11 protein-coding genes are annotated in these 14,507 nt (G+C 65.1%); 2 read left to right on the forward strand and 9 right to left on the reverse strand.

Translation table 11 applies throughout. The features are described from left to right. Positions 1-62: 62 nt before the first annotated feature. The 3 genes from C0V82_RS12245 to nth form a co-directional block, all read right to left on the reverse strand. On the reverse strand, positions 63-3,008 hold the full coding sequence (locus tag C0V82_RS12245) for a methyl-accepting chemotaxis protein (RefSeq protein ID WP_102112590.1): 2,946 nt from the start codon (positions 3,006-3,008) through the stop codon (positions 63-65). 275 nt (positions 3,009-3,283) lie between these two features. Further along, the gene (hemW, locus tag C0V82_RS12250) at positions 3,284-4,450 is read right to left on the reverse strand and encodes a radical SAM family heme chaperone HemW (protein WP_102112591.1); all 1,167 of its coding nucleotides are present in this window, start codon (positions 4,448-4,450) and stop codon (positions 3,284-3,286) included. Between the two features lie 11 nt (positions 4,451-4,461). Further along, positions 4,462-5,106, reverse strand: a complete 645-nt coding sequence (gene nth / locus C0V82_RS12255) for an endonuclease III (RefSeq protein WP_102112592.1) — start codon at positions 5,104-5,106, stop codon at positions 4,462-4,464. A 99-nt stretch (positions 5,107-5,205) separates the two neighbouring features. Between nth and C0V82_RS12260 the strand changes: the two genes are divergently transcribed. After that, on the forward strand, positions 5,206-5,700 hold the full coding sequence (locus C0V82_RS12260; protein ID WP_102112593.1) for a DUF2244 domain-containing protein: 495 nt from the start codon (positions 5,206-5,208) through the stop codon (positions 5,698-5,700). Here the strand turns inward: C0V82_RS12260 and C0V82_RS12265 are convergent. The 6 genes from C0V82_RS12265 to C0V82_RS12290 form a co-directional block, all read right to left on the reverse strand. Continuing rightward, on the reverse strand, positions 5,693-6,163 hold the full coding sequence (locus tag C0V82_RS12265) for a universal stress protein (protein ID WP_102112594.1): 471 nt from the start codon (positions 6,161-6,163) through the stop codon (positions 5,693-5,695). The two genes, C0V82_RS12260 and C0V82_RS12265, sit on opposite strands and share 8 nt — an antisense overlap. 22 nt (positions 6,164-6,185) lie before the next feature. Further along, on the reverse strand, positions 6,186-6,953 hold the full coding sequence (locus C0V82_RS12270; RefSeq protein ID WP_102112595.1) for a TIGR02186 family protein: 768 nt from the start codon (positions 6,951-6,953) through the stop codon (positions 6,186-6,188). Next, positions 6,950-7,867 (reverse strand): sulfite exporter TauE/SafE family protein, encoded by a 918-nt coding sequence (locus C0V82_RS12275; protein WP_102112596.1) that lies wholly within the window; start codon positions 7,865-7,867, stop codon positions 6,950-6,952. Before C0V82_RS12275 ends, C0V82_RS12270 begins: the two co-directional genes overlap by 4 nt. A gap of 208 nt (positions 7,868-8,075) precedes the next feature. Next, on the reverse strand, positions 8,076-8,681 hold the full coding sequence (locus tag C0V82_RS12280) for a pyroglutamyl-peptidase I (RefSeq protein ID WP_102112597.1): 606 nt from the start codon (positions 8,679-8,681) through the stop codon (positions 8,076-8,078). A gap of 6 nt (positions 8,682-8,687) precedes the next feature. After that, positions 8,688-10,091, reverse strand: a complete 1,404-nt coding sequence (locus C0V82_RS12285) for a hypothetical protein (RefSeq protein ID WP_102112598.1) — start codon at positions 10,089-10,091, stop codon at positions 8,688-8,690. Further along, positions 10,088-11,266 carry a hypothetical protein gene (locus C0V82_RS12290; protein WP_102112599.1) on the reverse strand — a complete coding sequence of 393 codons (1,179 nt, stop codon included), beginning with the start codon at positions 11,264-11,266 and terminating at the stop codon, positions 10,088-10,090. The genes C0V82_RS12285 and C0V82_RS12290 overlap by 4 nt, the downstream gene beginning before the upstream one ends. Before the next feature lie 456 nt (positions 11,267-11,722). On the opposite strand from C0V82_RS12290, the gene C0V82_RS12295 reads away from it, so the two are divergent. Continuing rightward, positions 11,723-14,443: an EAL domain-containing protein gene (locus tag C0V82_RS12295; RefSeq protein ID WP_102112600.1), complete on the forward strand. Its 2,721-nt coding sequence runs from the start codon at positions 11,723-11,725 to the stop codon at positions 14,441-14,443. The last annotated feature ends 64 nt before the right edge of the window (positions 14,444-14,507 follow it).

Here is a 14,507-nt window from a genome sequence, read left to right on the forward strand (position 1 = left end):
GGCAATCGCGCCGCCGGGAAAGCCCCCATGGACCGGTTCCAGGGGGGGCTTTCCCGGCGGGGTCACTTCTTGTAGGCGAGGCGCAGGTTGCCCCAGCGGCGGCCGGCGACGATGATGGGGGCATCAACCTCCTTCATGCGCACCACCTGTCCGCCGCCCATGTTGCGCATGTAGGCCTGCATCAGGAAGGGGCGGCTGTTGCGGCTGGCGGCCATGCCGGCCCGGTCGTCAAAGATGCGGCGGTTGCGGCAATGGCCGATATTCCAGTCACGGTCACCGGGTCGCGGTGCCTCGCTGAATTTGGCGTTATGGGTGGGCAGATAGCCGATGCCTGTCACCGCAGCACAGAACTGCACCGACGGGTCGAGCTTCAGCACCGGCTCCTGGATGGGGGGGAACAGTTGGTCCGTAAGGGCAGTGAAGGGCGCAATGAACTGCTCGGGGTCGGAGCCTGGTACAAGATGCAGTTCGGTGGAGAACAGATCATCCTCGCTGATCCGTCCTGCGGCCAAAGCCTCCGACAGGGCAACCCCCAGCTTTGCAGCTGTGTCCTGTGCAGCGGTCACGAACAGCGACTCGGCGTTCACCAGTTGCTGGACAAAGCCGTTCAGCGCCTCCTGTTCCTGCGTGCGCGGTTCGAAATTCACATGCAGACCCAACTCGCTGGAACCCACCAGCCGCGTGGACAAGGTCCCCAAATTGGCCAAAGTCAGCTGTGCCCGTGCGCCGGGATCGACCTTCAGCCCCGCCGGTAGGGTCAGCAGCGCACCATCCACCGACAGGTCAAGCACCCGGACATCCCAGTTGCCACCGCCGGACACCAGACGGGCGGGCAGGTCGGTGGGGATGCGGTCATTGCCGCGCCGGTCGCCGGCCACCGATTGCCGCAGGGTAGTCAGCAGCCGTGTGCGCAGGGCGGAGACCGACCGCTGGGTATCGCCGACCCGCGCCTGGACCTCCCCCGTCACCTGACTGGCTTCGTCCACATCGCCGCTGATCCTTGCCACGCTCTGGCTGACCTGGGCGGCACCGCTGGCCGATTCCTCGGCGTTGCGACCGATCTCGGCACTGGCGGCGGACTGTTCCTCCACGGCGGCGGCGGTGGCCGTGGCCGTGTGGTTGATCTCTTCCACCACGCGGATCACTGCATTGATGCCATCGACGCTGCCTTCTACCGCGGCATGCACGGCCTCAATCCGCTTGGCGATATCCTCGGTCGCATTTCGGGTCTGGTTGGACAGGCTTTTCACCTCCGATGCGACCACCGCAAAGCCCTTGCCGGCATCACCGGCGCGCGCGGCCTCAATCGTGGCATTCAGGGCCAGAAGGTTTGTCTGCTCCGCGATTTCGGCGATCAGGCCGACGACGGCGCGGATCTCGCCCGTCGCTTCCGACATGCGGGAAACCGCACCTTGCGCGTCGCGGGCGCTGGCGACCGCACGGGCCACGACCTGATTGGACAGGCTGGCTTGCCGTGCGATCTCGGTTCCCGAAACCCCCAACTCCTCCGTCGCGGCGGCCACGTTCTGGGCATTGGCGGAGGTCTGTTCGGCAATCGAGGACAGCAGCACGGCGTTTTCCCGTACCGATCCGATGGCATGGCTTAGTTGATCCATGCCACCCACCACGCGCTGACAGCTCTGTTCCACACCCTGCCATGTCGCAATCAGGTCGGTTTCGATGGCGTCGCAGGTTTCCAGCAGACGCTGGCGCGTCTCGGCCCTCGACTTGGCCTCTGCCACCTGCCGTTCCTCCCGCGCGAAGGCCAGCTTGGCCCGGGTGGCGCGCAGCTGTCCGAACACGCCCTTGAACTCTCGCGCGTCGGGCATGTCGATGGGTTGATCCATGCGTCCGGCGGCAATGGCGTCGAAGGCGTTGCGCATGGCGGCCATGGGTCGGCGGATGGTCAGCAGCAGCCAGAAGCCGGCGGCTGCCGTCACCGCGAGACCGATGATGCCGATGACCGACTGGATCAGAAGCAGTCTGTTATGCTCCGCTTCGCTCTCGTCCAGCGCCTCCGGTCCATGCGCCAACTGGATTTCGGCCAGTTGGCTGATGATGTCGGAAACAGGGTCGATGGTCTGGTACAACCTATCCTTCACCAGCATGTCAAGCGTACTGCGATCTTGCGCTTTCATGGCGGCGCGCAGGGCATCGACTGTGGCGTCTGCGGCGCCCAGCAGCGGAGAAACCTTCGCAATTAAGGTGCGTTCATCATCATCCATGTCGGAACTGGTGAAATCGCCCCATTCCTTTTTGATGTCGGCATGCGCCTTATCGATCGACTTAATGCCTTCTTCCCATGTGAAGTTGCCGTTACGGACTTTGTGCGAGGCATCGACGATGAACACGGCATAGGCATCGGACACGATCTTGAGCCGACGCATGTGCACGACGGCTTCCTCGTTCAGATGCGACATGCGGGCATGGCCATCATCAATGCCCTTCATCCCAATGCCGCCGATCACCAATTGCAGGATCAGCATCATGGAGAAGGCCAGGATCAGACGCCCGCGCACGGAATTGAACCAATGGGTGGCGGTGGCCAGCAGACCTGTACCCTGTACGCTGCCCCCCCGGACCTGACGGTTTCCGGCGTTGCCGCTCCGCATGGCCCCATAAAGACTTTCCGCTGCTGCCACATCGGCCCTCGACGGCTTAGACCGGATGGAGATGTAACCCGTGACCTGCCCATCCTCCAGCGTCGGGGTGACATTGGCCCGAACCCAGTAATGGTCCCCGTTCTTACACCGGTTCTTGACCAGCCCTTCCCAGGGCCGGCCTGCCTTCACTGTGGCCCAAAGATCGGCAAAGGCCTCTTTCGGCATGTCGGGATGGCGAATGACATTGTGCGGCGCGCCCAGCAATTCCTGTTCGGAAAAGCCGCTGATGGCGATGAAGGCATCATTGACGAAGGTGATGCGACCGGCCGGGTCGGTCTTCGACACCAACAGGTCGCCATCCGTCATCTCCACTTCCCGGTTCGTGACGGGACCATTGCTGCGCATGCCGGCTCCATGGGGTAAATTTCCGGATGGCGACAACTTTGTTCCAAGTGGATACGAAGAAAAATGGTTCGGATACAAAATCAAACCGCTTCAGCTTCGATATCATTAAATCAAAGGACCGCATCTCGGGGTATGATTTTTGACATCAGGTCACACGCCAGCCATCATGGTTTCCACAATAAGCGTCGGTGACATGCGTATGCTGAAATTTACGGCATTTTATTAAACAGGCTATGGAATCACTCCTATCCAATTGGATAGTTCATAAGGACTAATCACCCCAGCAACCGGGCCAGTACGGCGTTCAACCGCTCCCGCCCATCGATTGTGGCGGCCAGGACGGCTCCACGCCGTTCCAGCATGCCGTGACGGATCAGGCCCTCCAGACGGGATGGGTCGATCCAGTCCGTCAGCGGCTTGCCCGTTTCCGCGGCGAGCCGGTCCAGCGACACGCCCTCTGACAGGCGCAGACCCATCATCAGCATCTCTGTTAAGCGGTCGGCATCCGCGACGGCTTCGAATGGTTTGGCGCCGGTACCATTGGCCAGTGTCCGGTCCAGCCAGACCTCCGGCGCGCGGTGGGTGCGGGTGGCGACCTTGCCTTGGCCGGGCAGGGTCAGGCGGCCATGTGCGCCCGGCCCGATGCCGACATAATCGCCATATCGCCAGTAGGTCAGGTTGTGACGGCTTTCCTCGCCCGGTCGCGCATGGTTCGACACTTCATAGGCGGGCAGGCCGGCGGCGTTCAGCACCTCCTGCGTGGCCGCATAAAGCTCTCCCTGCACCTCCTCCTCCGGCAGGACCAGCTCGCCACGGGCGTGCAGGGTGTGGAACTGCGTGCCCTCCTCAATGGTCAGCTGATAGAGCGACAGATGCCCGACGGCATGGTCCAGGGCGCGGGACAGTTCCTCCTGCCAGGCCGCTACCGTCTGGTTGGGCCGTGCGTAGATCAGGTCGAAGCTGTATCGGGGGAAGATGGCGCGGGCCAACCCGATGGCGGTCAGTGCTTCATCCGCTGAATGTCGGCGGCCCAGGGCCTTCAGGTCCGCCTCGTTCAGGGCCTGGATGCCCAGGCTGACGCGGTTGACCCCGGCGGCGCGGAAGGCGCGGAACTTGTCGGCCTCTACGCTGGTCGGGTTCGCCTCCAGCGTCACTTCCGTCCCGGCGGGCAGGCCCCAGCGCTCATCCGCCCGCCTCAGAATGGCTTCCACGGTGGAGGGGGGCATCAGCGACGGGGTACCCCCGCCGAAGAAGACGGAAGTCAGGGTACGGCCCGGTGTCAGGTCGGCGAAATGATCCAGTTCCCGCAGCATGGCCTCGGCCCAGCGCGGTTGATCCACCTTTTCCCGGACATGGGAATTGAAGTCGCAATAAGGGCATTTGGACGCGCAGAACGGCCAATGCACATACAGCGCGAAACCCGGATCGGGCGGGGTACGCATCAAAAAACTTCCTATTCCAGCACCTTGGCTTCGAACCCGCAAAGATCACGGACGACACAGGCGGGGCAATCCGGCTTGCGCGCCTTGCAGACATAACGCCCGTGCAGGATCAGCCAATGGTGCGCGTTCAGACGCCAGGTCTTGGGCACCCGCTTCAGCAGGGACTGTTCCACCGCATCGACATCCTTGCCGGGCGCCAGACCGGTGCGGTTGGAAACGCGGAAGATATGGGTATCGACAGCGATGGTCGGCTCCCCAAAGGCAGTATTCAACACGACATTGGCCGTCTTGCGCCCCACACCGGGCAGTTCCTCCAGGCTTTCGCGGTCGCGCGGCACTTCACCGCCATGTTTGGCCAGCAGGATCTCTGACAGCTTGATGGTGTTGGCGGCCTTGTTCTTATAAAGGCCGATGGTCTTGATATGGTCACGCACCACCGCCTCGCCCAGGGCCACCATGGCGGCCGGGTTGTCGGCTTTTTCGAACAGCGCGCGGGTCGCCTTGTTCACGCCGACATCGGTGGCCTGGGCCGACAGGACGACGGCCACCAGCAGCGTATAGGGGTTGGAATATTCCAGCTCCGTCTTCGGTTCCGGATTGGCTTCCGACAGGCGGCGGAAGAATTCGTCGATGGCGGCGCGCTTCAAGGGGGGCATCCGGGCGGGGGAGGGGGGACGCTTAACATAGTTGGCGGGACAGCCTGTCGCAATCGCCCCACCTTGCCGGGCTGCTGTCTGCGTCCTATCGTCTGTGTCATGAATGATGCGGTCGCTCCATCAACCGATGGCACGGTCCTGTTCCGGGCCGTGATCCATCCCCATCGCAGCCTGAGCCCGGCGGGGTTCCGGCGCCTGATGTGGTGCGTCGGCGGGTTGAGCCTGGGGGCTGGTGTTGCCTTCTACCTGTCAGGGGCCTGGCCCATCATCGGCTTCATGGGGGTGGATGTTGCCATCCTTTATTGGGCGTTCAAAGCCAGTTACCGCAGCGGTCATGCGTATGAGACGGTGGAGCTGACCGACCGGGCGCTGACGGTTGAACGTATCGACCCGTCGAACCGGCGGCAGGTCTGGACCCTGGCGCCGGGCTGGCTGCGCGTGCATCTGGATGAACCGCTGCGGCCCGGCAGCCAGATCACCCTGGCCAGCCATGGGCGGCATCTCGTGGTGGGGAGTTACCTGTCACCGGACGAACGCCGCGACTTCGCCGATGCCCTGCGTAACGCGCTTGAGCGCTGGCGCGGCGTCAGGTGATGGCGTCCAGTTGCTCGTCCGACAGATAGCCGGGCACGACAGTGACGGGGATGCGCAGGCTGCCCGCCATCTGTCCCACCACGAAGCTGATCAGCGGGCCCGGCCCGCCGCGCCCCGTACCGGCGGCCAGCACCAGGATAGAGATGCTGGGTTCTTCCTGGATCAGCTTCATCAACTGTTCGCTGGCCTGACCGTCGCGGATATAGAGCATGGGCATGGAGCCGGCGATATCCACCACCTCCTTGGCCAGCCGCTGCATCAGTTGCTCGGCCTCTTCCCGCTGCTCCTGCTTCATCAGTTCTTCGATGGCGCCCCAGTGCTGCAGCTCCGACGGCGGGATGACATGCAGCAGAGCAACCTTGCCCCCCGTGGTGCGGGCGCGGCGGGCGGCATAATGCAGGGCGACGGTCATTTCTTCCGTCTCGTCCACGACGACCAGGAAGATGCGGGTCTTGTCAGTCATGGTTGCCTCCCCCCGAAGGCCGTTATGATTTGCGGAAAACGATCCCGGCCAGCCAGCCCGATGTCACGGCCAGCATGATGCCCAGGATGGCGTAGAAGACGGAATTGCGCTGCGCGAATTCAAAGACATTGGCGGAAAAGCCGATCTTGGAGACCAACAGCGGCGTGGTCTGTGCGCTGACCACATCGCCGTCGCGGATCAGAAAGACCGACGCGGTATAGGTGCCCGTGGCCACATTGGCCGGGAAGAAGATGCGGGTGCGGAACAGGCGCTGACCCAGGAAGGAGACCTCGCCTACCTCTGTCGTATAAAGCCCCGCCCGCTGCTTGTTGCGGATCAGGGCGGCGCGGAATTCGGCCAGCTTTTCTGGCGACAGCTTGGCCTTCTCCGGCAGCAGCCGGACATAATCCAACCCGATCTCATGCCGTTGCAGCACGGTCGGGGGTACCACGCCGTCCAGCGGGGCCGTCACCGCGACATTGTAATAGGCGGGCACCCGTGCGAAGGCCACATCCTCCACATTCATCCAGATGCCGGCCACGCGGTCCTTGCGCCGCACCGTTACCTCGCCCTCCGGTCCCTGTACCACGACCGCGACATCGCCATCCCCGTCCACGGCGCCGAACAGCACCACATCGGTGCCGGTGAAGCCGGTCGTGATGGCGATCAGGTGGCTGGACAGGTCGGCGACCAGCGACTGCGCCCAGGCGGGCCTTGATGCCTGCCACAGGCAGAACCCGGCCAGCAGTGCGATGGGCAGGGCCAGAAGGCGGCGGTGGCGGCGCGTCATGTCATCACCGGCAGGGTGATGGAGAACAGATCCTCCGGTCGCACGATCAGGTCCACGGCCAGCTTCACCGCCACCGCCAGCACCATCAGGGCCAGCAGGGCGCGCGCCTGCTCACCGCGCAGCTTGGCCCCGGCGCGGGTCCCGAACTGTGCCCCGATCACCCCGCCCACCAGCAGCAGCAGGGCCAGCACGATATCGACCGTCTGGTTGCCCACCGCCTGCAGGAAGGCGGCCAAACCCGTGGTGAAGATGATCTGGAACAACGAGGTTCCGGCCACCAGGGCGGTGGGCATGCCCAGGATATAGATCATGGCCGGGACCAGCAGGAACCCGCCGCCGATGCCCATGATTGCCACCAGGACCCCGCCGACAAAGCCGATAAAGGCCGGCAGCAAGGCAGAGATATAGAGGCGCGAGCGGGGAAACCGCATTTTGAAGGGCAGGCCGTGCAGCCAGGTATGGTGGTGCAGTTTGGACCGCACCGGCACGCCGCGCCCCTTCACAATGGCCCGCACGCTTTCCGTCAGCATCAGGGAACTGACGGTGCCTAAGAACAGCACGTAAGAGAGCGAGATGACGAGGTCGATATGACCCAGCTTCTGCAACAGGCCGAACAGCCAGACGCCAAGCCCCGTGCCGATGGCCCCGCCGATGAGCATGACACCGCCCAGCTTCACATCGACATTGTTGCGGCGCCAATGGGCCAGAACACCGGAGACCGAGGCGCCCACCAGCTGATTGGCCTGGGTGCCCACGGCGACGGCGGGTGGCACGCCGATGAAGATCAGCAAGGGCGTCATCAGAAAGCCGCCACCGACCCCGAACAGACCCGACAGGAAGCCCACACCCCCGCCCAGCATCAAGATCAACAGGGCGTTGACCGAGAGTTCGGCAATGGGAAGATAAATCTGCATGATCCCGGAAAATCCCTTGGCGGGGGCGGGTGACGATGGTCAGCGCATGCTACCGGCTTTCACCGGCAGGGGGAAGTAACTGCGTTTCCCGCCAAGGCCATTCGGAGCAGCGATCCGTCGGACTCCGGGCGTTGTGCAACATCATGAAACAGAAAATCAGGGGGTGTTGCATGGCATGAGCCAGATCATGACAAGGAAATAAAACCTATCACGATTGCGCCACCCGTGCCAGAATGATGCGAGCAGCCTGTTCCAGCCGTTCCGATTCCATACCGGTCCGGTGCCCCCGGTCCTCGGGCTTCAGACCGTCGGGAAAGGGCGGGACATGGATGAAGCCGGCGGGCAGGCCGGGCTGCCAATGCCGCATCCCGAAGAACAGATGATTGCAGATATAGCCGCCGGCATCGCGACTGGTTTTCACGGGAAAGCCACCCGCTTCCAGATCATCGATGATGGCATCCAGCGGCAAGGACGACCAATAGCCCATGGGGCCTGTCGGATCGATGGGCCGGTTGCGGCGGACGACACCGTCATTATCGGGGGCGGTCGCATCATCCAGGTTCAGGGCCAGCCGTTCCGGGCGGATCAGGTCGGTCTCATAGGCAAGGCCGAACATCACCACGGCGTCAGGCCGGTGTTCGGCGACGGCGTCCTTCAATGCCGGGACCGCACCGGAAAAGGTGACGGGCAGGCGCACGCCCGTTACATCCGCACCGGCGACGTTGGCCCCGTTCAGCCGTTCCGCCAGCCAGGCCGTGGGGTTCACGGCGTGGCCCAGGAAGGGCGCGAAGCCCGTGACCAGGATGCGCGGCATACCGGATCAAAGACCCAGTTCGGTCAATGCCGACAGCAGGTCGCGCGGCTGCGCGAAGCCGGTATGGCCCGACTGGTCCGGCGCGCCGATGACCAGCAGCCGTTCCGCCGCCGCCGACACGCCCAGCTTGCCGGCATGGGCGTTCATGTCGTCGCGCGTCGGCAGCTTGTCGATGCTGCCATGGCCATAGACCAGCAGCGGCAGCACCTTGGTGCCCGGCTGCTGCTGTTCCACCAGGGCCGATGCGGCCAGCAGGGCACGCCAGCAGGGCGTGCGTGCCGCCGCCGGCTTGTCCCCGTCGGCGGGGGCGGCCATGTCGGCGGCATCAGCACCCAGCGTCCAGGTGCGGCCACACAGATCCTCGGTCGCCAGCAGGGCGGTGATCGGGGTCCCCGCGCGGGTGGCGGTGGCGACCGCCACAATGCCCGAACCCTTGGCGACCTGCGGCGACCGCACCGTCTGATCGAAGGTGCGCGACAGGGTGGACAGCACCGCCTCCACCGTCTGTGACAGGGCCTTGTCACCGGCGGGCAGTGACAGGCGGTGCCAGGCACCGAATACCAGGGCAGCCACGTCCGCCTGCGCCGGGGCGGCGGCCACGGGTGCCGGGGGAACGGCGGGGGCGGCAGGGGCCGGCGCCTCGGCGGCGGGCTGATCCTCCAGCGCCTTCAGGCGGCGCTCCAGGTCGGCCAGGGCCTGACCGCTGGCTGGCGTCGGGCGGTTTTCCAGTGCGGCCAGACGGCGCGACAGTTCGGCCAGGGCCGGGCCATGATCAGGGGTGGCGGGTGCCGCTGCCACCGGTGCCGCGGCAGCGGCGACATCGCCTTGTGCACCCTTGCGGATATCGCTGCGGATATCGCGGACATCCAGTTGCAGGTCGCGCACAGCACCCACGACGCGCAGGATACTGTCATGGACCTGGCTGATGATGGCTTCGAACTGATCATGGCCGACAAAGCCGCCGGTGGGCATGGGCAGGTTCGGGCCTTCGCCGCCTTGCGCCATGGTCTGGCGTGCTGCCGCGATCCAGCTTTCCAGGCCGGCAACGCGGTTCAGCAACTCCGACGCCGACTTGGCAACGCGGTCCAGTTCCTCCGGATAGCGGGTCACCTGCTGGCTGACCACACCGGTCAGATGGGCCAGACGTTCGCGCAGCTCCTGGATACTCTGCCCCAGGGCGTTGATCTTCATCGTTTCCGGCAGCTGCACCACGGCGGAATGCATGGCGGCCAGATCGGAGCGGAAATCGCGCAGGCGTGAGCCAACATGGTGGGCCAGATCGCGGACGATGGTTTCCGCATAGTCGAACGGATCGACGCTGTCCTGCACTTCCCCGGTCAGGGGTGCGCCTGTGGCCCCCGTCTCCACCGGCTTGCGCGCGTCGGTGGTGTCGCTGGACGGCATGCTCATGGGGCGGCCTCGCTGGAGGAGAGAGTGTCGTTCAAGGATGCCAACAGGCGGGCACGGCGGGCCTCCGCATCCTGACGTCCCAGACGGGGCAGGGCGGGTTCAGGCGGAGGAGATGCTGGTGCCTGGACGGGACGCGGCTGTTCGGCCTGTACCTTGGCGGGTTCAGGGCGGGGTGGTTCCACCGGTGCCATTGCCACCGTCGCTGCCGGGGTTGGTGCTGGCGGCAGCGTCTTCGGTTTGCTGGCCACTGGCTCCGGCACCTTTACAGTCGGAGCGGGCGCAGGCTCCACCAGCTTCGGCTCCACAGGCGTCGGCTCTGTGGGCTTGATGTCCGGAAGCTTGAACGCAGCGGGTTTGGGTTCCGCCAGTTTGGGTTCCGGGGCCTTCGCCTCTGGCACCTTTACATCCAACGGCTTGGTTTCCGCCGGTTTCGGTTCCGGGGCCTTCGCATCCACCAGGGCGGGTGGGGAAACGACCGGTCCCTTGGGCGGCACGGGCGTAGGCACCAGCGGCTTGGCCGGGGCCGGGGGGATGGGTTTGGACACCAGCGGCGGTGCGGTTGTCAGGCTGGGCGCGCCGGGACCGGGCGGGGCCGGGTTGGCGGAGCCCAGGCTGGGCACCAACGGTACCGGTCCCTCACCAGTGCGCGGCTGAAGCGAGGTCAGGGGCGGCAGGATCGGGGCGTTGGGTGGCACCAGCGGTGCACCCCGGCTGGCCGGTTCCGGAATGGCACCACCCGCCAGATCGGTCAGCAGCTTGCGCAGGGCAGCGGCCTTGGCCCCCTTCAATATCTCACTGCGGGCCTGGGCCCGCTGGATCAGGCCGGGTTCGGCGGACAGTTGCAGGAAATTCACCTGATCTGCCGTCAGGCTTTCCAGCCGCCAGGTCAGATCATCCAGCACATCCTGACCGGTCACGAATCGGTTCAGCGACTCGATGGTTCCGGTCACCACGGTCGCATCACGAACAGCGCGGGAGGAGAAGACGGGACTTTTCCCCGGCCCGCCAGGAAGGGCATGGGCCTCCAGGCTGGACATCTGCAAATCCGGCTCCGCCGGCTGCTCCGCGGATGGGGCCGCATCGGCCTGCGTTTCCGAAACCGCCGGTGGGATCGGGGTGGGGCGGGGCGCTTCAGCACGCTGCCCGGTCAGACGACGAAGAAGGGAGCCTAGCATCGCGCACTCCGCCATCCCCGGTCAGGGGACGGACCCATAGCACCGGCCACCGGCGACGCGCCCGGCGCATCCGGCAAAGTGGCTGGCACAAAGCATTCGATCCACATGGTCCGGGCAAACTCCGAGCCTGAACATTCTTTTGCCATTATCGTTATCACGTCCCAGGCGCCCGACGCAATTTCGCTGCGGATCAATAAGCTAGGTCCTTTGTCGCTTTTGATCAACGCCGGTGCAAACGGGGTACCTCCAGGCTGGAATTCCGATGTTGCCAATTCGGATACGTCCACGGCATGCTGTTTCCTGTCGTTGCCTTTTGACTCAGCGCAATTACCGGTCCACCTCAACGCAATATTAACCTGTGCGCACTTATGTGATCGCTCTCACCGACGAGTGCTAGGTCATCTGCTTTTCTCGTTTTCTGATTTTCCCTTTCCCTGAACACTGGTCCTGATCCTGATGCTGGTCCCTCCCGTCCATGGATGGCACGCCCCCCAGTCGCTGATCGCGGCGGGTGGCGACGCATCCGGGGAACGTCTGGATCTGGTGCAGCCACATGGCTGGCTGATGGTGCTGGACACCGGCGGCCGCCGGCTTTTGCAGGCGGGGGCCAATCTGCCGGCCCTTCTGGGCATATCGGTGGAACAGGCACTGGGCCGCACGGTGACGGATCTGCTGGGTCCCATTGCCGCGCGGGCGCTGGACCGTGCCATCGCCCAGGCCGGTGCCGATGCCATCGGGCCGGTGCCGCTACGCGTGGATCGCGGTGGGCAGAAACTGCGCCTGATCGCCCATGGCCATTGGGATGCGGGCGGTCTGGTCCTGGAAATGGAGCCGGCAACCCCGTTGGGCGATGCTGGCATGATCAATGCCGGCTTCGGTGCGGCCATCCGCCGGTACCGTCATATCGGGGATATCGGTGATCTGGCCCAATCCGTGGTCCAGGATCTGCGCCGCCTGACCGGTTATGACCGGGCGCTGTTCGTGCGTATGGTGGATCAGGGGCCGGTGCAGGTGCTGGCCACCGCCACGGCAGCAGGGGCCGATGCGGGCGCCGATATCGGCTTCGTGCCGCTGCGGCCCCTGGAGACCTCTCTACTGGAACTGAACCGGGCCCGTGTCGTGTTTGACATGCAGGCAGAGCCGGTGCCGCTGGTGCCGGCGGTCAACCCGCAGACCGGTGTGCCCGTCGATCTCAGTCGCGCCAGCCTGCGCCACCCTACCCGCCTGTTCCAGGGCCATGCCATGCGCCGCGATGTGCGCGGTGTGCTGGCCGTCACCTTACTGGTCGGTGGCCGGCTGTGGGGCTATCTCTGGTGCGAAAGCAACGATGCCTATGCGGTCAGCCCCTCGATCCGCGCCCTGTGTGAGGCGCTGGGCGAGATCGTGGCGGCACAGGTCGCCGCCCTGGATGAACGGGCCGCCGTGGCCGCGCGCACGGTGGCCGCACGCGGGTTGACCCGGCTGGGCCGGCTGCTGCGCCAGGGCGTACAGCTGACCGATGGCCTGATCGCCGCCTATTCCGTGATTAAGGAGGTGCTGCCCCATAACGCTGCCCTCGCCGGGATCGAGGGCAGCCATTGGGCCAGCCATGATCTAGAGCCTTTGTCCCACTGGCAGGAACAGCTGGGCCTGGAAGGGGCCTCGCGGCGCGAAGGCATCGTCTGGCGCGGTCCCGTCCTGGGCATTGATGTGCCAGACGGGATTGTCGTGCTGCTGCGCACCGCCGGCCAGGGGTGGAGCCATGGCGAGCTGGAGGTGGCGCAGGAGCTGCACCACCTGCTGGCCGAACGGCAGGCGGAGATTTATCGCCGGCGGACCGAGCAGCAACTGCATGTCATGGCCAATTTCGATCGGGTGACGGGCCTGCCCAATCGCACGCATCTGCTGCATGCATTGCAACAGGCGCTGGGGGTGGAGACGGACATCGCCGTCACCGTCATCGGCCTGGACCGGTTCCGTGCCCTGAAGGCAACGCTGGGCGAGGCGGATGCTCATGCCCTGCTGGCTGCTGTGGGGCGCCGGCTGCGGGACTGCGTGCCTGCCGACGATCTTTTGGGCCGCATCGACACCGGCGAATTCGCCGTCCTGTCCTTCGACCCCGAGGCAGGGCGTGTCGATGATCTGGCCCATGCCGTGCGTGACGCCCTTCGCGCACCCTTGTCGGTGTCCGGGCGGGAGATGTTTGTGACGGCCAGCCTGGGTGTGGTGCCCAGCGCCGAGGGCGGGGGTGACGCCGCCGCCCTGCTGCGCGATGCGGAGATTGCCAGTGCGGAGGCCGAGGCGGCGGGCGGAGGCGGTCGGCGCGTATTCGATGCGGCCATGCGCGCCCGCCTGACCGAACGCCATGTCATCTATGACAAGCTGCGTCAGGCCATTTATTTCAGTAATGGCGTGCGGCCCGTCTTTCAGCCCATCGTGCGGCTGGCCGATGGTGAACTGGCAGGGTTTGAGGCGCTGGCCCGCTGGACCGATGCTGAACATGGTCCCATCCCGCCCACCACTTTTGTGGCGGTGGCGGAGGAAACCGGCCTGATCGTGCCGCTGGGCAACCACATACTGGTTCAGTCCTGCCGCCAGATCGCGAAATGGAACAGGGGCCGGGCCGATAACCCGCTCTATGTCTCCGTCAACCTGTCGCCCTATCAGCTCGACCCGTCCCGACTGGATATTGTGCGCTGGGTGACGGGGGTGCTGGAGATGACGGAATGCCGGCCGGAATGGCTGCGTCTGGAAATCACCGAAAGCGGGCTGATCGGGCAGGGGGGAGAGGCCATCGCCATCCTGAAGGGACTGCGCGATCTGGGCATTGGGCTGGCCATCGATGATTTCGGCACGGGCTATTCCTCGCTGGCCTATCTTCAGAACCTGCCGGTGGATACGATCAAGATCGACCGCAGCTTCGTGACTGCCATGTCCCGCGACGACAAGGGCAAGGCCCTGGTCAGCGCCATCCTGCATATTGCCGGCATCATGGAATTCGGCGTCGTGGCCGAAGGGGTGGAGACGGAGGGGCAGGAGGCGCTGCTGCGCCAGATGGGCTGTGATCGGGCGCAGGGATATCTGTTCGCCAAGCCGCTGGAGGCCGACATGGCCACGGCCCTGGTTCACCACGCCATCGCCATGCCGGGCAATGCCGTGGCTGATCTGCGCACATTGCGGGCCGGACGTTGGGGTTGATGGTTCTGCGCTGGATCAAATCAGCGCAGGAACCGTTGGCAGCGGTGTGAAAACCGCAGGTCCC

The organism is Niveispirillum cyanobacteriorum, from assembly GCF_002868735.1.
Lineage (GTDB): Bacteria > Pseudomonadota > Alphaproteobacteria > Azospirillales > Azospirillaceae > Niveispirillum > Niveispirillum cyanobacteriorum.

Excerpts from the sequence above, each read along its gene's own strand:
- hemW (WP_102112591.1), bottom strand. The coding sequence starts at position 4,450 with ATGCGTACCCCGCCCGATCCGGGTTTCGCGCTGTATGTGCATTGGCCG.
- nth (WP_102112592.1), bottom strand. The coding sequence starts at position 5,106 with ATGCCCCCCTTGAAGCGCGCCGCCATCGACGAATTCTTCCGCCGCCTG.
- C0V82_RS12280 (WP_102112597.1), bottom strand. The coding sequence starts at position 8,681 with ATGCCGCGCATCCTGGTCACGGGCTTCGCGCCCTTCCTGGGCCACGCC.
- C0V82_RS12295 (WP_102112600.1), top strand. The coding sequence starts at position 11,723 with ATGCTGGTCCCTCCCGTCCATGGATGGCACGCCCCCCAGTCGCTGATC.
- C0V82_RS12245 (WP_102112590.1), bottom strand. The coding sequence starts at position 3,008 with ATGCGCAGCAATGGTCCCGTCACGAACCGGGAAGTGGAGATGACGGAT.
- C0V82_RS12290 (WP_102112599.1), bottom strand. The coding sequence starts at position 11,266 with ATGCTAGGCTCCCTTCTTCGTCGTCTGACCGGGCAGCGTGCTGAAGCG.
- C0V82_RS12275 (WP_102112596.1), bottom strand. The coding sequence starts at position 7,867 with ATGCAGATTTATCTTCCCATTGCCGAACTCTCGGTCAACGCCCTGTTG.
- C0V82_RS12270 (WP_102112595.1), bottom strand. The coding sequence starts at position 6,953 with ATGACGCGCCGCCACCGCCGCCTTCTGGCCCTGCCCATCGCACTGCTG.
- C0V82_RS12265 (WP_102112594.1), bottom strand. The coding sequence starts at position 6,163 with ATGACTGACAAGACCCGCATCTTCCTGGTCGTCGTGGACGAGACGGAA.
- C0V82_RS12260 (WP_102112593.1), top strand. The coding sequence starts at position 5,206 with ATGAATGATGCGGTCGCTCCATCAACCGATGGCACGGTCCTGTTCCGG.
- C0V82_RS12285 (WP_102112598.1), bottom strand. The coding sequence starts at position 10,091 with ATGAGCATGCCGTCCAGCGACACCACCGACGCGCGCAAGCCGGTGGAG.